Source organism: Staphylococcus hyicus (genome assembly GCF_000816085.1).
GTDB classification, from domain to species: domain Bacteria; phylum Bacillota; class Bacilli; order Staphylococcales; family Staphylococcaceae; genus Staphylococcus; species Staphylococcus hyicus.
The window spans coordinates 518,669-544,672 of record NZ_CP008747.1; the positions used below are offsets into that span (position 1 = coordinate 518,669).

The 26,004-nt window shown below is 36.5% G+C and carries 21 protein-coding genes; 14 read left to right on the forward strand and 7 right to left on the reverse strand.

Annotation, left to right across the window (positions count from 1 at the left end; genetic code table 11):
- Window positions 1–121 precede the first annotated feature (121 nt).
- The 4 genes from SHYC_RS02205 to SHYC_RS02220 all read right to left on the reverse strand — a co-directional run bounded on the left by SHYC_RS02205 (window position 122) and on the right by SHYC_RS02220 (window position 4,823).
- Window positions 122–493, reverse strand: a complete 372-nt coding sequence (locus SHYC_RS02205; protein ID WP_039644132.1) for a VOC family protein — start codon at window positions 491–493, stop codon at window positions 122–124.
- A 45-nt stretch (window positions 494–538) separates the two neighbouring features.
- Window positions 539–967, reverse strand: a complete 429-nt coding sequence (locus SHYC_RS02210; RefSeq protein ID WP_039644134.1) for a pyridoxamine 5'-phosphate oxidase family protein — start codon at window positions 965–967, stop codon at window positions 539–541.
- Window positions 968–1,058: 91 nt separating this feature from the next.
- Window positions 1,059–2,471 (reverse strand): alanine/glycine:cation symporter family protein, encoded by a 1,413-nt coding sequence (locus SHYC_RS02215; RefSeq protein WP_407696126.1) that lies wholly within the window; start codon window positions 2,469–2,471, stop codon window positions 1,059–1,061.
- A gap of 393 nt (window positions 2,472–2,864) precedes the next feature.
- A complete protein-coding gene (locus tag SHYC_RS02220) occupies window positions 2,865–4,823 on the reverse strand; it encodes a fructose-bisphosphatase class III (protein ID WP_039644138.1) in 1,959 nt (652 codons plus the stop codon).
- 260 nt (window positions 4,824–5,083) lie between these two features.
- On the opposite strand from SHYC_RS02220, the gene SHYC_RS02225 reads away from it, so the two are divergent.
- The 4 genes from SHYC_RS02225 (at window position 5,084) to SHYC_RS02240 (ending at window position 9,811) form a co-directional block, all read left to right on the forward strand.
- Window positions 5,084–6,259 carry an MFS transporter gene (locus SHYC_RS02225; RefSeq protein ID WP_039644140.1) on the forward strand — a complete coding sequence of 392 codons (1,176 nt, stop codon included), beginning with the start codon at window positions 5,084–5,086 and terminating at the stop codon, window positions 6,257–6,259.
- 233 nt (window positions 6,260–6,492) lie between these two features.
- The gene (locus SHYC_RS02230; RefSeq protein WP_039644142.1) at window positions 6,493–7,770 is read left to right on the forward strand and encodes a pyruvate MFS transporter; all 1,278 of its coding nucleotides are present in this window, start codon (window positions 6,493–6,495) and stop codon (window positions 7,768–7,770) included.
- Between the two features lie 222 nt (window positions 7,771–7,992).
- Window positions 7,993–8,595, forward strand: coding sequence for a class A sortase SrtA (srtA, locus tag SHYC_RS02235; RefSeq protein WP_039644144.1), 603 nt, complete (start codon window positions 7,993–7,995; stop codon window positions 8,593–8,595).
- Window positions 8,596–8,671: 76 nt separating this feature from the next.
- On the forward strand, window positions 8,672–9,811 hold the full coding sequence (locus SHYC_RS02240) for a glycerate kinase (protein ID WP_039647502.1): 1,140 nt from the start codon (window positions 8,672–8,674) through the stop codon (window positions 9,809–9,811).
- Window positions 9,812–9,946: 135 nt separating this feature from the next.
- Here SHYC_RS02240 and scdA read toward each other — a convergent pair whose 3' ends face one another.
- Window positions 9,947–10,624: an iron-sulfur cluster repair di-iron protein ScdA gene (gene scdA / locus SHYC_RS02245; RefSeq protein ID WP_039644146.1), complete on the reverse strand. Its 678-nt coding sequence runs from the start codon at window positions 10,622–10,624 to the stop codon at window positions 9,947–9,949.
- A gap of 318 nt (window positions 10,625–10,942) precedes the next feature.
- Between scdA and SHYC_RS02250 the strand changes: the two genes are divergently transcribed.
- Both SHYC_RS02250 and SHYC_RS02255 read left to right on the forward strand, forming a co-directional pair.
- Window positions 10,943–12,034, forward strand: coding sequence for a Glu/Leu/Phe/Val family dehydrogenase (locus SHYC_RS02250; RefSeq protein ID WP_039644147.1), 1,092 nt, complete (start codon window positions 10,943–10,945; stop codon window positions 12,032–12,034).
- 219 nt (window positions 12,035–12,253) lie between these two features.
- Window positions 12,254–13,327, forward strand: a complete 1,074-nt coding sequence (locus tag SHYC_RS02255; protein WP_039644150.1) for a PTS sugar transporter subunit IIC — start codon at window positions 12,254–12,256, stop codon at window positions 13,325–13,327.
- Window positions 13,328–13,907: 580 nt separating this feature from the next.
- Here SHYC_RS02255 and pflA read toward each other — a convergent pair.
- Together pflA and pflB are read right to left on the reverse strand one after the other, a co-directional pair.
- Window positions 13,908–14,672, reverse strand: a complete 765-nt coding sequence (gene pflA, locus SHYC_RS02260) for a pyruvate formate-lyase-activating protein (RefSeq protein ID WP_039644152.1) — start codon at window positions 14,670–14,672, stop codon at window positions 13,908–13,910.
- Between the two features lie 41 nt (window positions 14,673–14,713).
- Complete coding sequence (gene pflB / locus SHYC_RS02265) at window positions 14,714–16,963, reverse strand: formate C-acetyltransferase (protein WP_039644154.1); 2,250 nt, start codon at window positions 16,961–16,963, stop codon at window positions 14,714–14,716.
- 402 nt (window positions 16,964–17,365) lie between these two features.
- Here pflB and SHYC_RS02270 point away from each other — a divergent pair, with 402 nt between their 5' ends.
- The 8 genes from SHYC_RS02270 to SHYC_RS02305 all read left to right on the forward strand — a co-directional run bounded on the left by SHYC_RS02270 (window position 17,366) and on the right by SHYC_RS02305 (window position 25,921).
- The gene (locus SHYC_RS02270) at window positions 17,366–18,028 is read left to right on the forward strand and encodes an SDR family oxidoreductase (protein WP_167706485.1); all 663 of its coding nucleotides are present in this window, start codon (window positions 17,366–17,368) and stop codon (window positions 18,026–18,028) included.
- A gap of 331 nt (window positions 18,029–18,359) precedes the next feature.
- Complete coding sequence (gene opp4A / locus SHYC_RS02275) at window positions 18,360–20,081, forward strand: oligopeptide ABC transporter substrate-binding protein (RefSeq protein ID WP_039644158.1); 1,722 nt, start codon at window positions 18,360–18,362, stop codon at window positions 20,079–20,081.
- A 122-nt stretch (window positions 20,082–20,203) separates the two neighbouring features.
- The gene (locus SHYC_RS02280; protein WP_039644160.1) at window positions 20,204–21,214 is read left to right on the forward strand and encodes an ABC transporter ATP-binding protein; all 1,011 of its coding nucleotides are present in this window, start codon (window positions 20,204–20,206) and stop codon (window positions 21,212–21,214) included.
- Window positions 21,207–22,196 (forward strand): ABC transporter ATP-binding protein, encoded by a 990-nt coding sequence (locus SHYC_RS02285; RefSeq protein WP_039644162.1) that lies wholly within the window; start codon window positions 21,207–21,209, stop codon window positions 22,194–22,196. Before SHYC_RS02280 ends, SHYC_RS02285 begins: the two co-directional genes overlap by 8 nt.
- Window positions 22,193–23,155 carry an oligopeptide ABC transporter permease gene (gene opp4B / locus SHYC_RS02290; protein ID WP_039644164.1) on the forward strand — a complete coding sequence of 321 codons (963 nt, stop codon included), beginning with the start codon at window positions 22,193–22,195 and terminating at the stop codon, window positions 23,153–23,155. Before SHYC_RS02285 ends, opp4B begins: the two co-directional genes overlap by 4 nt.
- 10 nt (window positions 23,156–23,165) lie before the next feature.
- Window positions 23,166–24,059, forward strand: coding sequence for an oligopeptide ABC transporter permease (opp4C, locus tag SHYC_RS02295; protein WP_039644167.1), 894 nt, complete (start codon window positions 23,166–23,168; stop codon window positions 24,057–24,059).
- A 218-nt stretch (window positions 24,060–24,277) separates the two neighbouring features.
- A complete protein-coding gene (locus tag SHYC_RS02300; protein WP_039644169.1) occupies window positions 24,278–25,414 on the forward strand; it encodes a hypothetical protein in 1,137 nt (378 codons plus the stop codon).
- 249 nt (window positions 25,415–25,663) lie between these two features.
- Window positions 25,664–25,921, forward strand: coding sequence for a hypothetical protein (locus tag SHYC_RS02305; RefSeq protein WP_039644171.1), 258 nt, complete (start codon window positions 25,664–25,666; stop codon window positions 25,919–25,921).
- Window positions 25,922–26,004: the final 83 nt, after the last annotated feature.

A 26,004-nucleotide genomic window follows, 5' to 3' on the forward strand; every position in this document is an offset into this window, starting at 1 on the left:
TGGGATGTGTATAAATTGATTCAGTGTTAAATCAAATGTTGAACAATATGAGCATACTAAAAGCCTTCAAAATTCATTTAAAAAATGAACGTTGAAGGCTTTTTTGAGTATACAGATACAATTAATTTCTAACCGCAAAATAGTGATCTTCATCATCTGCGAAGTTAAAGACAATGCCACCATTCATCTCGACTTTTTCACCGACTGTTACACCTTTTGCTTTCAAGTCTTCATAAAGGGCGTCAATATCTTGTGCAACGAACATTAATGATGGTGTCCCAGTATTGACTCCCATTTCCATTGCTTCGACTTTTGCTCTATCGTGTAAAACAATCGCTGTTTCAGCATTGGCAGTTGGTTTTAACACGATAACGCGCATATCGTTCATGACATCGTCTGACACAACGTGGAAATTTAATTTTTCTGTCCAAAACTGTTTCGCATTTTCTTGATCATCCACATATAACATTATTTCTTGTAATCGTGCTATCATATTGGACTCCTTCGATTCAATGAATTTTGTTTATACTGCATTATTTTAAAGGGTGCTGACATTAATTTCAATAGGGCCGTCGCCGCCTTTTGACGCATGTAATGTGATTGTGTTAGGGATGACACGCAATACAACGAAATTAGGGTCATCTTTAGAATCGAAAAATGTTTTGTCTTGTTCCTTCCACAACCAATCGATTTGATTTTGATCTGTCACGAATTCAATTACACCTTCAATTTCAACATAGGGCTGTGTTTGGTTTTCCTCATAGCCTAAAAGCACATGAACCTTAGGGTTATGTTTCATTTCTTGAACTTTAGGTGTTTGTTTACTTGTTTTCGTATATAAATCCAAACCATTATTATAAAAAATCATATAGCGACTATTCGGTTGATCTTGATAAGAGGTTGCCAATACACCAATACGTGAGTGCGCGATGACGTCATTTATTTTTTGAATTACTTCTTGTTTCATTAATATATCACCTCATTATCATGTACCCGAGTAATGAGATATAAAAACAAGTTGCGAAAAGAGCATCTCTGTTTCGCAACTTGTGATTGAGTTATTTTAATTCACGTGTTGAAGGTTTAAAGTAATCATCTGTTTCTTGTTTAATGACCTTAAATAGGAATAATAGACCAATCAAGTTTGGAATCATCATTAAGGCGTTAGCCATATCAGCAAAAGCCCAAACTAAGCGTAAGTTTGCTACTGTACCTACGAATGTTGCTGCTACATAAACCACAGCATAAATGACAACAAGTTTTACACCAAATAAGTATTCAAAACATTTCGCCCCGTAAACAAACCAAGCAATAATTGTTGAAAAACCGAAGAAAATAACGGAAAGTGATACGACATATTCTCCAACAATACCTAAGGAAGATGCAAAGGCTTTACTTGTGAGTGCGCCAGCTTCTAATCCTGGATCATGGCTTACGCCTGATAGTAAGCCGCCCGATGGGTCCCAAAATCCTGTGACAAGTAAAACAAGCGCTGTCATTGTACACACGATAATTGTTACTATGAACGTACCTGTCATTGCAACAAGGGCTTGGATAACCGGATGGCTGGTCTTCGCGTTACCTGAAATAAGAGCCACTGTACCAAGTCCGGCTTCATTTGAGAAAATACCTTTAGAGACGCCGTGTTGGACTGCTTGCATGACTACAATACCTGAAAAGCCACCAGCAGCTGAAACAGGCGTAAACGCATGTTCAAAAATTAAACCGAAAGCTGGAATGATTTTATCGTAATTCATGATGATAATGATAATAGATGCACCTATGTATAAAATGGCCATCATCGGCACGAAAAACCCGGCAACGTCACTAATACGTTTGATTCCACCAAAAATGATAAATGAAATCAGGATGACTAAAATAATACCTGTGATAAATCCACTAACATTAAAACTCGTAGACATGACATCTGCGATAGTATTAGATTGTACACTATTTCCGATACCTAAAGCAGCAAATGCACCAAAAATGGCAAAGGCAATGGCAAAAAATTTGAACTTAGGTCCTAAACCTTTTTCAATGTAATACATCGGACCACTAATATATTCACCTATAGGGTTCTTATCACGATATTTCATAGCAAGTAAGGCTTCGGCATACTTTGTTGTCATACCGAGTAAACCAACAACCCACATCCAAAAGACTGCACCTGGGCCACCAAGTGTTACAGCAGTAGCGACACCGGCAATATTCCCGTTACCAATCATACCTGCAAGTGAGGTCATTAAGGCTTTAAAATTACTAATATCACCTTCACTTTCATCCGTATCTCTTTTATTAGGAACAAAGGCAAGCTTAAATGCATGACCTAATTTGCTAAATTGTAAGCCCTTGAGGACGAACGTTAAAAATAATCCTGTACCTACTAATAAAATTAAACTCGGCGCACCCCATAGAACCGCATTAATTTTATTTAATGTTTCTAACACAAAAACCCCTCCATTTGATTTCATTAAAGAAAACGCTTTCGTAATTATAAAATAGTTGCTTGCTACTGTAAATTCTTAATATTTATGCTTTAAACATTTCAAGCGCTACGGACATGTGAAAGGGGTGTGGTTTCAAATGTCGATAGACTTGAAGCTTGTTTAAAGTTGATGATGCGCATCTATCATATGCCAATAGCGGCATTGTGACAATGAAGACATCAAAATTCACATTACTAAATTTTACACCCATATGATAAAAATTGCCAATTATATTTGAAAAAAGAGAAAAATAACACTTTTAAAATCATGACTGCTTACAACTTTTATTTTTAATGTTTATTTATTTTTGCTTTTTAACCCGTATATCATTTGAAATGAAAAAAGGCGGGGCTTTGCCCACACCTTTTAAAAGAGATATTATTTTTTCATGTAACGATAAGCCATGAGCGCTTTAAGCATGTCTATTTCTTCTTGAAGCGCTGCTCCTTTGTTCGTATTGCGGATCAGCTGACGTTCTAATTCTTTATCGACAACACGACGAATTGACAATTCATCTTCACCGGTTTTAAGTACATTTTCTTTAGAATTAAATTGTTGGTGAGCAACGAGTTGCATACCAAATGAGTTGTATAATAATGTATATCCAGCAATGCCTGTCGTACTTTGATAAGCTTTAGAGAAACCACCATCGATGACAAGCATTTTTCCATTCGCTTTAATTGGGTTTTCACCATCACGTTCTTTGATGGGTGTATGCCCATTGATAATACGTCCAGTTTCAGGATCCATATCAAACTCTTTAAGCATTTTCTTCACCATATCTTCATCTTCACGTAAATGATAATATGGATTTTTAACTTCTTTGTGTGTGGATTTATCACTTATAAAATAACGTTCAAACGTTGTCATTGCACGTTTACCAAATAAAGAAGAATATTTTCCAGTCCATAAATACCAAACGAGATCTGTTGAGAGGTCATCTTGTGTTTCTATATCGTTATAGGCTTTACGTACATGATATTCAAATTTGTCAATGAGTTCATGCCCATCATAATACGTTCCTTCAATTTCCATACCTTCCATATTGCCGTCTTCATCTACTGGTATACAACCATGAATGAGTAAGTTTCCGTTATAGCGTAAATAAAGGTTGCCTTTTTTCATTAAGAAATCAATATGGCGACGTAATTTTTCGGATTCTTGAAATGAAATAATTAACTTATCCATCACTTCTTTTTCTTCTTCCAATAATGCCGTTGGGTTTCGTGGATCAATCGTTTTAAAACACGTATGCGTCAATGGATAAGTTTTACCATTAATATCTAATGTAAGATCACGGTAATTAATGCGATCTAATATGAGACGATTGTCCATTTCAAATTCAGGACGGCGTTTGATAATAGGGCCTTCCAACTTAAATTGAATGATGGCGATAGCTTGATGAATTTTTGTGATTTGTAATTTTTCTGATTCTGAAGGTGTTTTTTCAGGGTGTTTTTTTGGACGAAACGCGGGATTATCATCATAATACTTTTCCGCTAACGTCAGTAAAGGCCTTAAATTAATCCCATAAGCATCTTCAATGATATCTAAGTTATCGTAACGCGCACATATACGAAGAAGGTTTGCGAGACATACTTGTGAACCAGCATATGCGCCCATCCATAAGGCATCATGGTTCCCCCATTGTATATCTACAGAGTGGTAATCAATGAGTGTATCCATTATTTTATCTGGGTCTGGACCACGATCATAAATATCTCCGACAACGTGGAGATGATCGACGACGAGACGTTGAATGGTATTTGATAAGCTAATAATCAGTTTATCCGCTTGATGTAAGTTTATAATTTGCTCAATGATTGTGTTGTAATACACGTTTTTATTGTTATATTTATTACTCTTATATAGCAACTCTTCGATAATAAAAACATAGCGTTTAGGCAGTGCTTTACGTAATTTTGAACGTGTATATTTTGAAGATGTATATGTAATTAGTTCTACAAGTTGGTGAATTGTATCTGCGTACCATGCATCACGCTCTTTTTTTGAGTTGAATTCATTTTTTATCAGCTTAATTTTATCTTCTGGATAATAAACTAAGGCAGTAAGCTGATTCATTTCTTGAACTGTTAAGCGATCGCCAAAAATATCATGAATTTTCGCTTTAACATTTCCAGATCCGTTTCGCAGTACATGTTGAAATGCGTGGAATTCACCATGTAAATCACTGACAAAATGCTCAGTCCCTTTAGGTAATTCGAGAATAGATTCCAAACTTATAATTTCTGTTGCTACTTTTTCCTCAGAATCATATTTTTCTGCCAGTAAATCAAGATATTGTTTTTTTAATTCAGATTCTTGTACCGATTGCATTCAATTGCCACCTCTAATTCTATTTTATTTAACATAGAAGCTTTTATAGGTTGAAACTTCTAATGGCTATGATTTCAAATTATGTATAAAAAAATTAAGCGCTTCCAACTCTATTAAATCATATTTGTGTAGGAAATTAAATTCTGAATCACGCATATCGCGCATTTAATACATATGTGTGGATTGCGTCGTTAGCATAAAAGGGGTAAAATAAACGGGTTATTAGTTAGCTAAGCTTACTTGCTTGAGGGGGGGATTTCATGGCACCCACGCGTTTATTTACTAAAAATTACGTCGTTAACTTTTTGATTAGCTTGTTATTATATTTAACGATGTATTTATTAATTGTGGTTATCACACACTACGCCGTTGCGACATATCATATATCAGATAGTCTGGCAGGTCTTGTGATGGGGCTATTTATTGTAGGATCATTATTTGGGCGATTTCTTACAGGAAGATGGATAAATGTTATTGGACCTAAGAAAATACTATTCATCGGACTTATTACCTTTATTTTCACACAGTGTCTATATTTTTTTGAAGGGTCATTATTATTTTTGATGTTTGTACGTTTTTTTAATGGCTTTGCATTAGCGATTGCTACGACAGCGACGGGTACGATTGTTGCATTATTATCGCCAGTTGAACGTCGTGCAGAAGGCATTAGTTTGTTTAGTTTGAGCTTAGTTGTAGGGGCAGCGGTAGGTCCCTTCATGGGCTTAATGTTATCTCAACATTTTTCAACATACGTACTTTTTATATTTTGTGTGATTCTTGCTTTCTGCGCATTTATCTTAGCTTTTATTTTAAAAGTCGATTTTGAAATTCAACCTTTAACACCTGAAGATAGGGGATTAAAACTTTCTCAATTCATCTCTATTCCCGCTTTGCCAATCGCAAGTGTCATTCTCATTTGTGGGTTAGGTTATGCGTCTGTTTTATCATTCATTCAAATTTATGCACAACAACTCCATCTAGTCACTGTAGCCAGTTACTATTTTATTGCCTACGCTATGACTTCTATGATTACCAGACCTATAATAGGAAAAATAATGGATTACTATCACGAAAATAAAATCGCATATCCGGCACTATTTCTCTTTAGTTTGGGATTAGCGGTACTCGCTGTACTTTCTAAAGAAACGGGGTGGTTATTGTTAGTTTCAGGGGCGTTACTTGGAATAGGATACGGCGCAATGACTGCTGTGTGTAATGTGGCTGCGATTAAAGTGTCACATCAAACACAAATCGGAATTGCGACTTCAACGTTTTATATTGGTTTAGATTTTGGATTAGGTTTTGGGCCTTTCTTACTTGGATTTTTCACATCGTCATTCGGTTTTAGTACGATGTATGCCCTAACAGCAATCATCATATTGATGTGTATTGGACTCTATTGGGGTGTTCATGGGCGTTTTATCAATCAAAACTAATTTAATATGAAGCAAAATATTATATAAACATAATTGGAATGCTTATTTAGAGAAACTAACTATTATTTTTTAGAAGATATTCATTATTACTTTGATATACGATTTTTCTAATTATTGCGACTTCGTTCATAAAATTTTCAAATTTTTATTGTAACCGCTTTCTTGATATGGTATAGTCAAAAAGCTAACTGAATTGGTCATCTGATGACCTAATGAAAAAGAGGGGGCAAATCATGAATCAACTTAAAGAAAAAAGAACAAATATGCGATGGGTGTTTGCAGGAATGTTTTTCTTAATTGGGGTTATTGCATATATGGACCGTGCTAACATTTCTTACATCGCGACACCAATGATGGAAGATTTAAACTTATCAAAAACACAATTTTCACTTCTTGCGACGTTTTTCTCGCTTGGTTATGCTTTAATGCAAGTACCATCAGGTTTTTTAGCTGAAAAATTTGGACCTAAAAAAATGCTTTCGATTGCATTGGTTTGGTGGAGTGCATTCACGATTTTAACTGGGGTAATTAAAAATCACGGTTTATTATTCGCAGTGCGTTTCTTATTTGGTGTTGGGGAGGCACCGATGTACCCATCTAATGCTGTATTTAATACGTTTTGGTTTGCAAAAAACGAAAAAGGACGCGCATCAAGTGCTTTATTGGCAGGGTCGTATTTTGGCCCAGTGCTTGCACCATTTATCACAGTTGCGATTTATAACACATTTGGTTGGCAAGCAGTATTCATTATTTTTGGTATTATAGGATTTCTTATTGCGCTACTATGGGTAGTAATTGCTAAAGATTTACCAGAACATCATAAAATGGTAAATGAAGCTGAGAAACTTTACATTATGGAAAATCGCGACGTGGTACAAACTGAAAAATCTACAGCGCCATGGGGACGTTTCTTCGCAAGATTTAGCTTCTATGCAATTGCGGCACAATATTTTGTAGTACAGTTTGTGATCACTTTATTCTTAATTTGGTATCCAACATATCTAATTGATCAATATAAAATTGACACGTTAACGATGAGTAAGTTGGCAGGTATTCCGTGGTTACTCATGTTTGTGTTAATCATGGTAGGGGGAGCAATTTCTGATAAAATTTTAAGTTCAGGTAAATCACGATTTATTGCACGTGCAACAATTGCAATTTTTGGATTTGTAGTGTTTGGTATTTCTTTATACTTTGCTGTCAATGCCCAGTCATTAATTATGAATATTTTCTGGATGTCATTATGTTTAGCTGGTGTTGGCTTATCGATGGTTATGAGTTGGGCGTCAGCCACGGATATTGGACGTAATTTCTCAGGTTCTGTATCAGGATGGATGAATTTATGGGGGAACATTGGTGCAATGTTAAGCCCAATTATTGCGGCTGTTTTAGCAGATAGTATTGGATGGAAATCAACATTACTCTCAATGCTTATACTCGTTGTTATAGCAATCATTTTATGGTTCTTCGTTAAACCTGACCAACCATTAGTGCAGGATGAAGCAAATTAAATATAAGTCTAATTATTGGGGTCAGGACATAGCTACCCAATTAATCACAAAAACCAATAAAGTTCATTCGTACATGAACTTTGTTGGTTTTATTTATATACAAATTTAGTCTATATGTGCTGATTGCGGCTTTTTTAATGATATGTCAATGTATAAATGATTCGTTTTACATTTTAATATGGTAAAATATAAATGATTCTATCATAGAAAGGCGTTTACCATATGAAGCGATTATCCCGAATGATGATGCCTTTATTAGGTGTCATACTTATTTTAGGTGGTTTATATTTAGCATTTCGACCACAAATTGATACGTACTTTACTAAAAAAGAAAATGATAAGAAAATAGAACAATATGAAAGTAATCAAAAAAAAGCAACCGCACCACAACAAATTGAAATTCCAAAAGATAAATCACAAGTTGCAGGTGTATTGTCTATCCCTTCTGTAGATATTAACGAACCAGTGTACCCAGGGCCAGCAACACCACAACAATTAGAACGTGGTGTGAGTTTTGCTGAAGAAAATGAATCATTGGATGATCAAAACATCTCAATAGCAGGTCATACAGACTATTCTTTAAATTATCAGTTTACAAAACTTCATAATGCTAAAAAAGGAGATGAAGTCATATTTACAGTAGGTAAAGATAAGCGTAAATATAAAATTACATCAATTAAAGACGTAGACCCTTACGCGGTTGAAGTGCTTAATGAAATGAAAAAACAAAAGCAGCAACTGACATTAATTACGTGTGATGATTATGATGAAAAAACAGGTAAGTGGTTGAAGCGAAGTATTTATATTGCAGAAGAAGTGGCATAATCATACGACATTAGGGGTGAGACGAATGGTCTTAACCCCTTTTTTGTATGATTCATATAAAAAGGAGCGTAATAACATGAAGCAACTACTCATAGCACCAGATTCATTTAAGGAAAGCATGTCTGCTTTAGAGGCAGCGAATGCGATAGAACAAGGATTTAAACGTGTATTTAATCAAGATTTGCGATGTGTCAAACTACCGATGGCTGATGGTGGAGAGGGCACGTCACAATCATTACATGATGCATTAAACGGTCGGTGGAAAACAATTACTGTAACAGGGCCACTCGGTTATCCTGTACATGCTACGTATAGCATTGGAAATCAAGGTAAAACAGCAGTGATTGAAATGGCAGAAGCTTCGGGTCTCGGTCTCGTACCAATTGATTTACGCAATCCATTAAAGACAACGACATACGGAACAGGTGAACTCATAATAGATGCGTTAAATGAAGGTGTTACGCATATTATTCTGGGTATTGGCGGCAGTGCAACGAATGATGGTGGTGCGGGGTGTATACAAGCTTTAGGCGGTCGATTACGTGACGAGAAAGGAAGAGAGATTCCGTTTGGAGGTGGGGCATTACAGCAACTTGCATCCATAGATTTATCATCATTAGATGAGCGTCTAAAGTCTGTTCAAATTGAGGTGGCATGTGATGTGGATAATCCATTGCTAGGTGATAAGGGGGCTACCTTTGTTTATGGCCCTCAAAAAGGAGCAACTTCTAAGCAATGTGTACAGTTAGAAAGTGCCTTGTCACATTATCACGATATAATCAAAAAATTTTTACATCGCGATGTGTCAATGATTCCTGGTGCAGGTGCAGCAGGTGGTTTCGGTGCAGGTTTACTCGCCACTTTAAATATTCAACTTAAGCCAGGGATTGATGTCGTACTATCGGCTACTCAATTTGAGAAACATGTGAAACAATGTGACCTCGTCATTACTGGTGAAGGAAAAATAGATGCCCAAACCATTTTTGGAAAAACACCCATAGGCGTTGCTAAGGTGGCACAAGCACATCATAAGCCAGTCATTGCAGTGGCAGGGACGATAGGTGAAGGATATGAAGCGGTGTATGAACACGGTATCGATGCCGTCTTTTCAATTGCGTCTCGACCAATGCCATTGTCAGATGCGTTATCTAGAGGACCAGAATTACTAGAACGATGGGCATTTGATATGGCTCAGGTGCTTAGTTTAAAAACATAAACAACATCATCGTTTCGCTTTAGTTGATAACTTTTCAATATGCAAATGGTACTCTAAAGTAATCGCCTTCAAAACACATCAGTGGATGTCGTTTGAAGGCGATTTTTAATGATTGCGCAATCATTTCGATTGAGTTTAGCTTTGTTGAACTTTAGGGAACAATACATGATTTTCTAAATGTACATGATCATGTGTTTCTTTTTCTAACGCTTCAAGACGCGTATACACTAAACGCCATGTGCCACATGCTTCCATAGGAGGTTGGTAGTCATTTGTAAGGCGACGCATGTGTTCTAATTTAGCACCCGCACCTGTATGATCATCGACAAGTGACTGAATTGCTGCATCAAGATGTTCGACGTGCTTTCCTTGGTGCGCCTCAACAAGCTTTGGAAATGCTTGATGATCTTCTTCATCAGTATGTGTTAGCATAGCAGTTTTAAAGGAATCATAGACCTCTTTTAATTCAACGAGGTAGGGATGATTTGGACCGTGGACACGGGCTAATTTTGTTACGTATGGTGTTAAGTGTTGAAACTCTTCTTTTAACGTTTCATGATAACGTGACTGGATATATTGCACGAGAGAAGGCACATCTAAGTACTTAGGATTAATACCTTCTGCTTGTAAATGGCTAGCGGCTTCAAGTTTATCAAGTAATTCCTGTAGTTTTACACGCTTTGTATGTGCAACTGCTTCTTCAATGGAAATTTGTCCTCCACAGCAAAAATCAATACCGTGCTGACGAAATACATCTGCAGTTTTTGGATGTTGAGTCACGACATCTGCAACGCGGTCATGTGCTTGAATCATAAGTCATCTTCCTTTCTCCAATGTGTTACCTATATTTTATATTCGAAGCAGAAAATGAACCATTAGGGAAACGTCTATAATTATAGTGGGAAAAGTCTAATTTCGTGTGAGGTTATACAGTTTGTCTATAGTGTAAAATTTAAAATTTTTAATGAATATGAATGATTTTAATTAGACGTTGTGATAAGATAACGAAAGAGGTTTGTAAACGCTTACATATCGATGTTGCATCGTTTCTAAAGGGGTAATATAGAAATGTAAATATTTACGGGAGATGTATGCATGTTGTATAAGCGATAAAACAAGGGAGGAATGGAAATGATTTTTGAACGAATGGCGCAAGCAGATTACGAGCAATTGGTGTTTTGTCATGATAAAGCGAGCGGTTTAAAAGCAATTATTTGTATTCATGACACTACACTTGGACCTGCCTTAGGAGGGTGTCGCTTCTGGAATTATCAATCGGAAGAAGAAGCAATAATTGACGTAATGCGTCTTGCGAAAGGCATGACATATAAAAATGCTGCGGCGGGCCTTAATTTAGGTGGTGCCAAAACGGTAGTGATGGGTAACCCTAAAACAGATAAATCCGAAGCTTTTTTTAGAGCATTAGGTCGTTACATCAATAGTCTTGATGGACGTTATATTACTGCGGAAGATGTAGGAACCACTGTTGAAGATATGGATATGATTTTTCAAGAAACACCATATGTTTGTGGTGTAAGTGAATCGTATGGTTCAAGTGGGAACCCAAGTCCAATGACTGCTTTAGGTGTCTATTATGCGATGAAACGCACAGCAAAAGAGGTGTATGGTGATGATTGTTTAAAAGGGAAAACGGTAGCGGTTCAAGGTGTCGGTAATGTAGCCTATCATATGTGCAAATTTTTACATGAAGAAGGCGCCTCTTTAATCGTCACAGATATTAACGAAGACGCGGTACAACGCGCTGTAGATGACTTTGGTGCCAAAGCTGTTCACATAGATGACATTTATAGTGTGGATGCAGATATCTTCGCACCATGTGCACTTGGTGGCATCCTTAATAATGAAACCATCCCAAAATTAAAAGTTAAAATGATTTGTGGCAGTGCGAACAATCAATTATTAGAAGAAGATACACATGGACAAATGTTGAAAGATCGTGACATTCTATATGCTCCAGATTTTGTTGTCAATAGCGGTGGCGTGATAAACGTTGCTGATGAGTTAAATGGTTATCATCGTGAACGTGCAACTAAAAAAGTGCAAGGTGTCTATGATCAAATGGATAAAATTTTTACTATTGCTAAAGAACAAGATATTTTGCCGCTACAAGCAGCAGAACATTTAGCGGAAGCGCGTATTGAATCAATGATGCGTGTGCATAGTAAATTTTCATCAAAGCCTAATAACCAAATTAGTCGTTAATTGATAGAAATATGCATGTTGCTTCATATATATTAAACTATAGGTGTGTCTACAACGGCACACTTTTTTATTTCTAGTATTTGTGATAAAATTCACAAAAGGTCTATTGAATTTTTATGAATTTTACTTTACGCTACATAGTATATATCGTATGCATTCACGATTGAATAGACAGTAGTTTGCGTCTAAATACATAGAATATGAGAAAGGGGAATGCAGATGGAAACAACGGAGAAAAAGATGACCTTTAAAACCTTTAGTTTTAATGTATTAAATGGTTTAGCGGTCGCAATCGTGGCAGGATTAATACCGAATGCGGTATTAGGTGGATTGTTTAAGTATTTAAGTCAGTATGCGGATATTTTTAACACATTGTTTTATGTTGTAATGGGCATTCAATTTATGCTTCCAATGATGGTGGGCGTCCTTATCGCCATACAATTTAAGTTATCTGCGTTAGCAACGGTGATTGTAGGTGCTGCATCATATGTTGGATCTGGTGCGGCGAAAGTTACGGAAACAGGTTGGCAAATCGTCGGCATAGGTGATTTAATCAATACGATGCTTACTGCGGCTTTAGCGGTATTACTTGTGTTATGGTTAGAAGATCGTTTAGGTAGCTTGAAAATTATTTTACTACCTATCCTCGTCGGGTGTATTCCTGGGCTTTTTGGTGTGTTTACACTACCATATATTAGTAAAATTACGTTAGCCATCGGAGAATTGATTAATACGTTTACGACGCTTCAACCAGTACTGATGTGTATTTTAATTGCAGTTCTATTTTCATTTATTATCGTCTCACCCGTATCTACCGTTGCAGTAGGTTTAGCGATTGGGATTTCAGGAATGGCAGCAGGCGCAGCAACAATTGGTGTAGCAACAACGGGTATTGTTTTATTCTTATGCACGTTGAAAGTGAATAAAATTGGTGTGCCTATTGCGATTCTCTTAGGTGCAATGAAAATGATGATGACCAATGTTATTCGTTATCCAATTATGTTATTGCCTATAGGCTTATCTGCTGCGTGTGCAGGTGCAGCGGGTGGTATCATTGGAATAGTCGGTACGAAAGAAGCGGCTGGCTTTGGTTTGGTTGGACTTGTTGGACCAATTAAAGCAATAGAGATGTTAGATGGTCCAGTCGCAATGAATATCTTTTTAGTCGCTTTAGTATTTGTCATTATACCAGGTGTGGTAGGTTTTATATTAAACATGGTGTTTACGAAAGTATTGAAGCTTTACTCGAATGATATTTATAAATTCTTAGCAGCAGAAGAAACGAAATCATAATGACATATAGGTGTTGTGGCACAAAGCAACGCATTTATTAATTATTCCTAACGCCTCGTTTTTCTAGACGCATTGCCTTAGAAGTATGGGGTAAGGAGTCAATTAAAAATGAAACATTAAATTCATTATAATACCCATCATAGAGAGTATTTATATTAATAAAGATAAATAACAACCTACATCTTTCATGTACGCATAGATTATGTTGGAGGTTATTGATGAATAGGGTTGCGATATTGTAGCCCCTATTCGATTAAAAGCGCTGCAGTATCTCAGCGCTTTTATTATTGCCTCTATAACCTTCTCACTTCTTTCTTGCACATAACGTTTTAAATGATATGTATCTGTGAATGTGAATGGCGTCGAAATATAGGTGATGTTTATGTATATATTTAAAGCCATCCGAATTGATGATATGACCTTTATAAGGAGTTAAATAAGGTTTTAATATACAAAAGAGCCCGGAACCATGTGTCTATGCTTCCGGGCGAATCATTAAAGGAGTGATGTTAGTATTTTAATTTTTGTGTACGCAAACTAGGGGGAGGGTAATTCCTAGTTTTTATGGACGCGTATGAATTTACTTGGCTAAAGATTTCATAGACGCAGTCCCTTTGAACTGAATAAGATCATAGGCTTTTTGAACGTCTTCATCTGTTGGGGGCGCAACAGATGAGAGTTGATATGGAACACCAAGTGCTTGCCACTTATGTACGCCGAGCTCATGGTATGGGAGTATCTCAAACTTTTCGACGTTATCAAGTGAATTTATGAACGCACCTAATTTTTTCAGGTCTTCAGGGGCATCTGTTAGACCTGGGACAAGTACATGTCGGATCCAAATAGGGTGATGCTGTTCATTCAAATATTGAATGAATTTTAAGATCGGTTGATTAGACTTTCCTGTCAAATGCCGGTGTTTGTCATCATCGATATGTTTAATGTCGACCATGAACAAATCAGTGTGCTGGCGTAACGTTTCAAAATGTTTTTTGAAAGCTTCTGTATCATTGGCACAACCTAATGATGTATCAATACATGTATGAATGCCATGTTCATGACACAATTTAAACAACTCTGTAATAAACGGCATTTGGAGTAGGGGCTCTCCACCGCTTACCGTTACACCGCCACCAGAACTTTGAAAGTAGGGAAGATAAGGCGTGATCTCATGGATAAGCTCATCTGCTGTTGCTCGTCGTGAGGGGGTGTTCACTTTCCAGGTGTCAGGGTTATGACAGTATAAGCAGCGCAGCAAACATCCTTGCAAAAATAGGATATAGCGTAGGCCTGGACCATCTACTGTTCCTAGACTTTCTACTGAATGAATATGTCCTTGTATCATTGATATCTCCCCGTTTTCAAAAGCGTTAATAATAGTTTGTTTTACATAGACTCGTGGAATGTTCTTGAAATGACATCAAGTTGTTGCTCACGTGTCAGTTTAATAAAGTTCACCGCGTAACCAGATACACGAACTGTAAGTTGAGGGTATTCTTCTGGATGTTCCATTGCATCGAGTAATGTTTCACGGTTGAATACGTTAATATTTAAGTGATGACCATGTTGCATTGCATAACCATCTAAAATACTTACTAAGTTTTGTTGTTGTGTATCGTCTTCTTTACCTAATGATTTAGGGACGATACTAAATGTGTTAGAAATACCATCTTTACAACAATCGTATGGTAATTTTGCTACAGATGATAATGAAGCGAGTGCACCGTGTTCATCGCGACCATGCATAGGGTTTGCACCTGGTGCAAATGGTTCGCCGGCTTTACGACCGTCTGGTGTATTACCTGTTTTCTTACCATATACAACGTTAGAGGTAATTGTTAATACACTCATTGTATGTTCAGATTCACGATACGTTTTATGTTTGCGTAATTTTCTCATGAAGCTTTCAACAAGTTGAACAGCAATATCATCTACGCGTGAATCATTGTTACCGTACTTCGGATATTCTCCTGTTGTTTCGAAATCAACAACTAAACCATTTTCATCACGTATTGTTTTAACTGTGCCGTATTTAATGGCTGATAATGAGTCAGCAGCCACAGAAAGACCCGCAATACCAGTTGCCATTGTACGGTGAACATCTGTATCATGAAGTGCCATTTCAATACGTTCGTAGCTGTACTTATCATGCATGTAGTGAATGACGTTAAGTGAGTTAATGTAAACGCCAGCTAACCATTCCATCATTTCATCAAAACGTGCATAGACTTCATCATAATCTAACACTTCTGATTCTATTGCTTTAAAGTTTGGCGCAACTTGTTGACCTGACTTTTCATCTTTACCACCGTTAATCGCATATAACAATGTTTTTGCAAGGTTGGCACGTGCACCGAAGAATTGCATTTGTTTACCAATTCTCATTGCTGATACACAACATGCGATACCATAGTCATCACCATAGCTTTCACGCATAAGATCATCATTTTCATACTGAATTGAGCTTGTTTTAATACTCATTTTCGTACAATACTTTTTGAAGTTTTCTGGTAAGCGTGTTGACCATAATACTGTTAAGTTTGGCTCAGGTGCTGGGCCTAAGTTATCAAGTGAATGTAAGAAACGGAAAGAGTTTTTCGTTACCATCGCACGACCATCTAAACCAACACCACCAATTGATTCAGTTACCCAAGTTGGATCACCTGAGAATAACTCGTTGTAGTCTGGTGTACGTGCGAATTTTACAAGACGTAATTTCATAATGAAATGGTCGATGATTTCTTGAACTTCAGACTCTGTCATAGTACCGTTGTCTAAATCACGTTGAGCATAAATATCTAAGAAAGTAGACGTACGACCAAGACTCATCGCAGCACCGTTTTGTTCTTTAATTGCAGCAAGATAAGCAAGGTATAACCATTGAACAGCTTCTTTAAAGTTTTCAGCTGGACGGCTTAAGTCGAAACCATAGATGTTACCTAATTCTTTTAACTCTTTTAAAGAACGGTATTGTTCAGATAATTCTTCACGTAAACGAATAATATCCTCTGACATTGTTGTAGAAAGATTTTCAAAATCTTTTTGTTTTTCTGCCATTAAGAAATCGACACCATATAATGCTACACGACGGTAGTCACCAATAATACGGCCACGACCATACGCATCTGGTAAGCCTGTAATAATACCTGCTTTACGGCATGCAAGCATTTCTTTTGAATAAGCATCGAATACACCTTGGTTATGCGTTTTACGATAGTCTGTAAAGATGCGTTCTGTTTCTTTGTCAAGTTCATAACCGTATGCTTCGCAAGCTGCTTTAGCCATACGAATACCACCAAAAGGTTGCATAGAACGTTTGAATGGTTTTTCAGTTTGTACCCCTACAATTTGTTCAAGTGATTCATTAAGGTAACCCGCATCATGAGAAGTAATCGATGAAGGGATTTTTGTATCCATATCCCACATGCCACCACGTTCACGTTCTTCTTTTGAGAGTGTCATGACTTGGTCCCAAAGTTGTTTTGTTGCTTCTGTTGGGCCTTCTAAAAATGAGTCATCACCTGTGTAGCCAGTGAAGTTTAATTGAATGAAATCACGGACATCGACACGATGTGACCAAAGTCCCGTCTTAAAACCTTTCCAAGCATTTGTTTGTGTTTTTGCTTCATAAATCATGATCAAACCTCCATTGTTCATCATTTCACAATTAGTATATCAATTCATGTGAAATATATCACGTAAATTTTGAAAGCGTTTGCGCATTGTCATTATTTGTATATATTTTGTATATAAAACTGCCACAATTCATTTGAATCAATGTTATTTGTATTTTTATGATGTACATAAATTCTAAATAAGTGAGGTGAGTCTTTTAAATCATCTTGAAATTTTTGACTTGGGACATTTAAATAGGAAAAAAGGAGTTCAATTCATTGAAAAGTAATATTAAATCGCGCATGTCCCGAGGGTTTATGACAAAATGAGCGAGGTTTTAGACAATTTATAAGCACTTTATGTGAGATTCTTTATGTACTGTTATACGATGGCAATATCAAATGAATGGAGGGAATCTATATGGTGAAAACATTTGTACTCGGTGCGAATGGTGGCGTAGGTCATTATCTCGTGCAATTGTTAAAAGACAATCATCAAGAGTTTACTGCAGGTGTTCGAAAAGATTCACAGAAAGAAGCCCTAGAAGCTAAAGGCATTCAAGCTACGTTGATTGATGTTGAATACGACAGTATTGAAACAATACAAAAAAAACTAGCAGGTTACGATCAGGTCGTGTTTTCCGTCGGTTCTGGAGGGGCAACAGGCGCTGATAAAACGCTGGCGGTTGATTTAGATGGCGCTGTGAAAGTGATTCGTGCAAGTGAAGGCGCTAACATTTCTCACTTTATTATGGTGTCAACTTGGGATTCTCGCCGTGAAGCGATTGATGCGGGTGGTGATTTAAAGCCATATACGATTGCGAAACATTACGCGGATGATTATTTGAGACGCAGTAAGCTCATAGCGACAATTGTGCACCCAGGTGGCTTAACAAACGCGCAAGGCAGTGGGAATGTAAGTATAGCATCATTATTTGAAAAACCAGATAAACGCGAAATTTCACGGGAAAATGTAGCACGTGTACTGTTTGAAATTATTACGCAATCAAAACATCAAGGCAAAGAATTTCAAGTTCTTGATGGTGACCAACCTGTGAGAGAAGCTTTAGATAACATACACGCTTAGTGTCTTTTCTGTGAAGACACTAAAGATGTATGTATATACAGAATAACCTATGATGATTGTTTTTATGCTTCATCAGGCTATTCTGTATTTTTTTATGATAATGACCATCTGTAAACAACAATTTTTCAAAAAATTTTATTGAATTTCTTTATTGCGTTAAATAGCTTTAAATCCCTTGATACGACTGATATACATGCCCTTATTGTATATTAAAAACACACTAGTATTCTTATTTAATTATGTTCCGCCACGCATATTGTTATTGACAAAATTGTCTGACAAATATGATAATTAATGTTAATAACATCAAATATGAGAAGGGGGAACGCGAATGAAAGAGAAACTGAATTTGTTTGTAATGATTATTGCGTGCTTAGTTTTAGTGTTAAGTGCGTGCGGTAAGGGTGATTCTGGATCAGGTGAGACAAAGAGTAAAACAGGGAAAAGTGATGCAAAAGGTGGCACACTAAACGTAGGTTTGGCTGCAGCACCTGAAGGGAATTTTCAATCTGTTTTTGCAGGTTCAACAAGTGACTCTGATGTTATTAGTTATTTTAATGATAGTCTTGTTGAATTTGACAAAGAATTAAACATTAAACCTAAGATTTTGTCGTGGGAACAAAAAAAAGGTGACGATCTTACATATAAGTTTAAAGTGAAAAAAGGTATTAAATGGCATGATGGCAATGATTTTACAATTAACGACTGGCTATTTACATTAGAAACAATTGCGGATCCAGATTATGATGGCCCACGTTATAACGGGGTCGAAATCATTGAAGGGGCAGATGCAAAACATAAGGGTGAAGCAAATTCGATTTCGGGAATTAAAAAGATTGATGACTATACGGCTGAAATTAAATTTAAAGAACATAAAGCCAATAATTTACTTGAATTATGGACGAGCGCACCATTAAGTGAAAAGATTTTTAAAGATATCCCTGTAAAAGAAATGGGTAAATCTGAGGCGGTACGTAAAAATCCAATTGGTATCGGACCATACAAAGTGAAGAAAATTGTTGATGGCGAGTCTGTTGAGTTAGAAAAGTTTAAAGACTATTGGCAAGGTGAACCTAAGCTAGACAAGGTTAATTTACGTGTGATTGAACAAACGACGATGACGCAAGCATTAGAGAACGGCGAAATTGATATGGCGCAAATTACAGCTCCTATAGCGAAAGAAATTAAAGACAACGGTGCTGAAGGGGTCAACTTATTAGAATCGCCATCTACGTCATATGCGATTATCGGTTTTGTATTACATGATTATGATAAGAAAACTCAAACAATTGGAAAAGAACGTCCGAAATATCAAGATAAAAAATTACGTCAAGCGATGGCACATGCGATTAACCGTAAAGAGTGGATTGATGCATTTTTCTATGGCTATGGTAAGCCGTTAAATGGTTTAATTCCTTCTTCTCATTGGAGTGGTGCTAAAGAAGGTGACGTTCACGAATATGACTATGATGTTAAAAAAGCGAAAAAGCTTTTAGATGAAGCGGGTTATAAGGATAAAGATAAAGACGGATGGCGTGAAGGACCAGATGGTAAACCATTTGTTGTAAACTTAAAACATTATGCTGGTTCAAATCCAACATTTGAACCACGTACGGCTGCTATCAAAGGATATTGGGAAAAAGTAGGCTTAAAAACGAAAACTGAAATGGTCGAATTTGGTAAATTTGGGCAAGACTTAGAAAATTCAACGAAAGATATGGAAGCGTATTTCAGAACTTGGCAACAAGGGGCAGATCCTGATCCATCTGGACTGTATAAATCTACAGCGCTTTGGAATGAATCACGCTATAACAATCCAAAAGCGGATAAATTATTAAAAGAAGCACTTGATACAAAGGTTGTCGGAGATGATAAAGAGAAGCGCAAAGCCAAATATTTAGAATGGCAAAAAATTATGGCTGAAGACGTTCCAGTGATTCCAATTGCAGAATTAAAAGACATTACTGCAGTAAGCGATAAAGTGAAAAACTTTGAAGTTGGTTTAAATGGTTCAAACCCAATTTATGAATGGACTGTAGAAAAGGATAAGTAATACTAAACAAACGGATTGGGCGTATAGAACGCTCAATCCATTTGTATATCTGCATCAAATAAATATCGAAACATTCTAATGCGCAACACATAGCTAAAACTTGCACAATAGGGGGGCTAATGATGGCAGAGAGGCATCTATTAGAAGTTAAAAATTTAAGTACAGGTTTTGATATAAATGGTAAAAATTATAATGCAATATCTAACGTAAGTTTGACGTTAAAGCAAGGTGAGGTCATGGGAATCGTTGGTGAATCCGGTTCGGGAAAATCCATACTCAGCATGTCGATACTCCGCTTACTACCTGACAAAATCGGTACAATAAATGAAGGTGAAGTGCTTTATAAAGGCAAGCGTATAGATAACATCCCAATGGCAGAATTAAATAAAATTCGTGGCAATGAACTTGCGATGATATTTCAAGAACCTATGACGTCATTGAATCCAGTATTTACAATTGGAAATCAACTAGTAGAAATGATGGTTTTGCATTTGAAGATTTCTAAAAAAGAAGCGACAGCACGTGCAATTGAATTGTTAAGACAAGTGGGGATTCCACGTGCAGATAAAGTGATTCATGAATATCCGCACCAATTGTCGGGCGGCATGCGTCAACGGGTGATGATTGCAATGGCGATATCTTGCTCTCCTGAATTATTAATCGCTGATGAGCCAACGACAGCGTTAGATGTAACGGTACAGGCTCAAATTTTAGATTTGCTAAAAAAAATTCAAAGTGAGACGAATATGGGCATTATTTTTATCTCACATGATTTAGGCGTTATTTCAGAAGTGTGTGATACAGTGGCTGTTATGTATGCGGGCAAAATTGTTGAACGCGCAACCGTTAACGATATATTCAATGTTCCAAAACACCCATACACAAAATTACTGTTAAAAGCTATCCCACGATTAGATGATAAACGAGAGCGGTTAGAAACGATTAAAGGATCTGTACCCAATTTAGATGAACTACCAAAAATTGGTTGCAGTTTTGCGAATCGTTGTCCATATGCGATGCCATCATGTACGGAGGTCAACCTTAAAACAAGTGTGATTAATGACGCACATAAAGTGGCCTGTCATTTGTATGATGAAGCGGTGATGCGTAAGGAGGGGAAAGTGAATGTCTAATGAATATGTTTTAGAAGTAAAAGATTTGAAACAATACTATCCTATTAAAGGTGGCGTGTTTCAACGTAAAATTGGTGAAGTGAAAGCTGTGGATGGCATCTCGTTTAATGTAAAAAAAGGCCAAACTGTAGGGCTTGTAGGGGAGTCAGGATGTGGTAAATCGTCTGCAGGACGGACGATATTACGTTTACAAAATGTGACATCAGGTGAAATACGTTTTTGTGGTCAAGATATTACGAAGCTTCGTGGTAAAGCACTTCGAGAAGCGCGTAAAGGATTTCAAATGGTCTTTCAAGATCCATATGCGTCATTAAATCCCATGCAAATGGTAGGTGATATTGTTGGAGAACCGATTCGGAATTTTTACAAAAAGTCACAAAAAGAGATTGAAGGTGAAGTAAAAGATTTATTGCTGCGTGTTGGATTAAATGAACAAGCATATTATAAATATGCGCATGAGTTTTCAGGTGGACAACGCCAACGTGTGGGGATTGCACGTGCGCTAGCGTTGAAGCCAAAATTAATTATTGCAGATGAGCCTGTGAGTGCATTGGATGTGTCCGTTCAGTCACAAGTGTTAAATATTATGGATGAACTACAAGAAGAATTTGGTTTGAGTTATTTATTTATCGCACATGATTTAAGTGTAGTGAAACATGTGAGTGATTATATATGTGTAATGTATTTAGGTCATATCGTTGAACAGGGACCAGCCGATGATATATATAATCATCCACAACATCCGTATACACAGTCTTTAATTTCAGCCATACCAGAAATTAAACCCGGTCAAAAGAAAGAACGAATATTGTTGCAAGGAGATTTGCCATCACCGAGTGACCCACCCAAAGGCTGTCCTTTTCATACGCGGTGTCCAGTTGCCAAGCCGGAATGTGCGCAACAGAAGCCTGCTTACCGCGCTGTGAATAACGAGCATTATGCAGCGTGTATTCTTTTAGAAGATGAGGTGATGGTGAAATGACAACTTTAATTATTAGACGCTTTTTATTAATGATTCCACTATTAATTGGTATGTCAATCGTTATATTTGTTCTTGCTAAATTACAACCAGGGGATGCATTCACGGGTCAAATGGATCCTAAAGTAGATGCGAAATATTATGAAGAACAACGAGAAAAACTAGGTTTAAACGACCCGATTCATGTGCAATATGCAAAATGGGGAGAGAATGTTCTTAAAGGTGAACTCGGAGATTCTATACGTTATAAACGTCCAGTGATGGACTTAATTAAAGAACGTATGCCAAATACTGTGTTACTAGGTGTCGTAAGCATAGTCATTACTTACCTCGTTGCGTTTCCGCTTGGTATATTATCAGGACGTAAACCATACAGTGGTCTAGACTACGGTGTGCAATTTATGAATTATTTAATGCTTGCGATTCCATCATTCGTAGCAGGGGTTTTTGCCATCTATATTTTTGCATTTCAACTCGGCTGGTTCCCTTTTTCAGGATCTGTGGCGATAGGCCTTGAAGAAGGCTCATTTGAATATTATATGAGTAAGTTATATCATGCGATTTTGCCTGGGACAGTATTAGGGCTCTTGTCAACTGCAAGTTATGTTCAGTTTTTAAGAAATGATATTATCGAAAATTCACGTAAAGATTATATTCGTACAGCGCGTGCAAAAGGTCTTTCAGAATCAACAATATATAATAAGCATATTTTGCGTAATTCTGTCATACCTATTGTCACTTTCTTTGGTGCAGATGTACTGTCTGTCTTTGGTGGTGCAGTAATAACAGAAACTATTTTTTCTTACCCTGGAATTGGTAAGTTACTAATTGATTCCATAGGCGGTAAAGATTATCCACTTATGATGGCACTACTCCTATTTTTCTCATTTTTAGGTTTATTAGCAAATCTGATATCGGATATTACATATAGTATTGTAGATCCGAGAATTAAGAGTAATTAGGAGGGGTACCATGGCTGAAAAAGTTAAAGTTAAAAATCGTTCACCGTTAGCCATTGCACGTCAAAAGTTTGTGAAAAATAAACCTGCCATGGCAGCGAGTATCATTTTAATGTTAATATTCGTGATTTCTCTTATTGCACCACTCATTGCACCATTTGATCCTAATTTACAAAATTTAGTAGTGATTAAAGGTGATATGTCCGCGCAACACTTGTTGGGAACAGATTCAGGAGGACGTGATATATTAAGTCGATTGTTATATTCAGGACGTGTCTCTTTATTATTTGGACTCGTTACAACGATAGGTCTAATGATTATCGGTGTTCTCATTGGAATGATATCTGGATATTACGGTGGTTGGGTTGATACCATACTGATGCGTTTTACTGAATTTGTAATGCTGTTTCCATTTATTCCATTCGCCGTCGTATTGAATGCGACATTTAGTGGTAAAATCGAAAATCAATATGGCTCAGCTTTCGTACTTGCTGCTGTATTAATCGCTTTATCATGGGTAGGCGTCGCACGTATAGTACGCGGTAAAGTCATGCAGGAAAAAGAGAATGAGTATTTTTTAGCAGCGCAATCTATCGGAACACCTGTCATTAAAATTTTATTTAAACATTTATTACCTAATATTTTAAGTGTTATTATTGTACAAGCAACGTTGTTGTTTGCCGTTCAAATCGTAGCGGAAGCTGGATTGAGTTTCTTAGGTTTTGGTATCGATAAAACGGTTCCCACATGGGGAAATATGTTGAGTGATGCGCAAGAAGGGGATATTTTGAGAGGAAAGCCATGGATATGGATGCCGCCAGCGCTAGCCATTACGACGACCATTCTATGTATTAACTTTATTGGAGAAGGTCTTAAAGATGCATTAAACCCTAAATCAAGACGTTAAAAATAGCTGCCAAAAACATAAATAATGTACAGGGACTTGCAAATATTTCAATGATACGTTTGTACCTTCATTGTTCAGATTGAGGAACGATGAAGGTATTTTGCGTATTTTAAAGGTTAACTGCACATGTTGAAGTGTGATGTTCATCCGTTTGTCATTTTGTTTTAGCGGTATCAATAGTACAATGAATTTAAGAATATATAAATAGGTGATTAAAAATGTCTAATTGGGATAAATCGTTAAAAGCATTATTACAAAATCAAAATGTTCAAGATCAAGCGCAATTAGAAAATATGTTAAATACAATGCTTGATCAAGACAGCCCTAATAAATTTATTCATTTATTAGGAGACCCTACAGTTGAAGAATTGAAGCAACTTTGTAGAAACCACCATATTAAAGGTTATTCAACATTAAAAAAAGAAGGCATTGCTTCTTTACTCTTAACGTCTATCGTTACAGAATCGTATTTTAATGAAATCGTTCATCAAATGAACGAGGATCAACAACGTTTATTCATTCATACATTAGCGATGAATCAAAATGGAGAATCGATTGAGACAGATATTTCTTTTCCTGAATCGTTTTTAATTTTTGAAACGGAACGAGATGAAAGAGGGTATCATTTATTATGGATACCTGAAGAAATCATTACTCAAGTTGAAAAATGGGTTACACAAAACGAGATGCTCAACCATTTTAAATTAGAACAAGATCTTATTGAGGCGGCAACTAATCTATACGGTTTATACTCACTTTCGCAACTTCAACGCGTTATGACCAAGTACCTCGAAAAGGATTATTCATTACTCGATATTCGGAAGTTGTTAAGACGTTTGACGCGTTTAATGCCGAATACCCGAAATTTCATCGTAGGCGAAGGATATATTACGAGTGTAGGATTGGAACTCGAACCAGATGAGTATCATCATTTCTTAAAAGATGCAAAATATTATGAGCCAGAAAAGTTAAAAGATATGTTGTATTATCAGACGCATGTGTTCGGTTTAGATGATGAAACCTATTTTAACTTTGTCTCATGGTTGTCAAAAAATATTAGAGAAGATAATAAACTTAACGCGACGGTTGAAGGGCTTACTGTCGAATTACTGACAATGATGAAACATGCGATTGAATATAATATGGTTGCTGATGTCATGTATTCACTGGTACAAGATGGTATTTTACGAAAACGTGTCGAACAAACAGCTGTAAATAAAGTGAAACCAGTCTATATGAAGATGCGCAATTGGATTTATCATGGGTATACGTTTGAAGAATATATGCATAAGATTGATCAAGAAGAACGAAACAAACAGCGTAATGTTATTGATTTCAACAATATTAAAAAATAATATATAGTTAAACACTTTTATCTTTCTTGAGCGAATCTCGTTAGATAAAAGTGTTTAATGGTTACATAGAAAAAGTTATGGCTTTGAGACGTTTACAAGGAGGCGCATATGCGAAAATATGTATAATTTCTATTAATTTAAAGAGATTAGAACATTTTCAGATGTAAGAATTATCTGAAAAAGGTATCTTTTCATCATTTTTCGTGGTATAACATGTATAAGGCAAGAAGGGGATAAGGGGTGAAATGGATGCTGAAAAAATTTGTATTGTTATTTGTTGCTTTAGTCATTTCGACAACGATTGCTGAAAACCTTTTAATTGCAGGTACGTGGCAATACCTTTTCATGCAATCTATTTCGTTAAGTATCATTATTTTCTTTATTTATCATTATATCGTGTTTACAGTAAAGCATCAGCAAACGGATAAGAACCATGTTGAGCAACCACATACACATATACAACATCAAAAGACGTATAATCATCGTTTACTAAAAAAAGATAAATAATTAAAAGTACCCGCAGTCATGTACGGAGCGCTTTAAGTTAGCGTTCACCGTTCAACTTTAGGAGATGTCCATCCTCTTGTCGA

Excerpts from the sequence above, each read along its gene's own strand:
- SHYC_RS02205 (WP_039644132.1), bottom strand. The coding sequence starts at position 493 with ATGATAGCACGATTACAAGAAATAATGTTATATGTGGATGATCAAGAA.
- SHYC_RS02210 (WP_039644134.1), bottom strand. The coding sequence starts at position 967 with ATGAAACAAGAAGTAATTCAAAAAATAAATGACGTCATCGCGCACTCA.
- SHYC_RS02215 (WP_407696126.1), bottom strand. The coding sequence starts at position 2,471 with ATGAAATCAAATGGAGGGGTTTTTGTGTTAGAAACATTAAATAAAATT.
- SHYC_RS02220 (WP_039644138.1), bottom strand. The coding sequence starts at position 4,823 with ATGCAATCGGTACAAGAATCTGAATTAAAAAAACAATATCTTGATTTA.
- SHYC_RS02225 (WP_039644140.1), top strand. The coding sequence starts at position 5,084 with ATGGCACCCACGCGTTTATTTACTAAAAATTACGTCGTTAACTTTTTG.
- SHYC_RS02230 (WP_039644142.1), top strand. The coding sequence starts at position 6,493 with ATGAATCAACTTAAAGAAAAAAGAACAAATATGCGATGGGTGTTTGCA.
- srtA (WP_039644144.1), top strand. The coding sequence starts at position 7,993 with ATGAAGCGATTATCCCGAATGATGATGCCTTTATTAGGTGTCATACTT.
- SHYC_RS02240 (WP_039647502.1), top strand. The coding sequence starts at position 8,672 with ATGAAGCAACTACTCATAGCACCAGATTCATTTAAGGAAAGCATGTCT.
- scdA (WP_039644146.1), bottom strand. The coding sequence starts at position 10,624 with ATGATTCAAGCACATGACCGCGTTGCAGATGTCGTGACTCAACATCCA.
- SHYC_RS02250 (WP_039644147.1), top strand. The coding sequence starts at position 10,943 with ATGATTTTTGAACGAATGGCGCAAGCAGATTACGAGCAATTGGTGTTT.
- SHYC_RS02255 (WP_039644150.1), top strand. The coding sequence starts at position 12,254 with ATGGAAACAACGGAGAAAAAGATGACCTTTAAAACCTTTAGTTTTAAT.
- pflA (WP_039644152.1), bottom strand. The coding sequence starts at position 14,672 with ATGATACAAGGACATATTCATTCAGTAGAAAGTCTAGGAACAGTAGAT.
- pflB (WP_039644154.1), bottom strand. The coding sequence starts at position 16,963 with ATGATTTATGAAGCAAAAACACAAACAAATGCTTGGAAAGGTTTTAAG.
- opp4A (WP_039644158.1), top strand. The coding sequence starts at position 18,360 with ATGAAAGAGAAACTGAATTTGTTTGTAATGATTATTGCGTGCTTAGTT.
- SHYC_RS02280 (WP_039644160.1), top strand. The coding sequence starts at position 20,204 with ATGGCAGAGAGGCATCTATTAGAAGTTAAAAATTTAAGTACAGGTTTT.
- SHYC_RS02285 (WP_039644162.1), top strand. The coding sequence starts at position 21,207 with ATGTCTAATGAATATGTTTTAGAAGTAAAAGATTTGAAACAATACTAT.
- opp4B (WP_039644164.1), top strand. The coding sequence starts at position 22,193 with ATGACAACTTTAATTATTAGACGCTTTTTATTAATGATTCCACTATTA.
- opp4C (WP_039644167.1), top strand. The coding sequence starts at position 23,166 with ATGGCTGAAAAAGTTAAAGTTAAAAATCGTTCACCGTTAGCCATTGCA.
- SHYC_RS02300 (WP_039644169.1), top strand. The coding sequence starts at position 24,278 with ATGTCTAATTGGGATAAATCGTTAAAAGCATTATTACAAAATCAAAAT.
- SHYC_RS02305 (WP_039644171.1), top strand. The coding sequence starts at position 25,664 with ATGCTGAAAAAATTTGTATTGTTATTTGTTGCTTTAGTCATTTCGACA.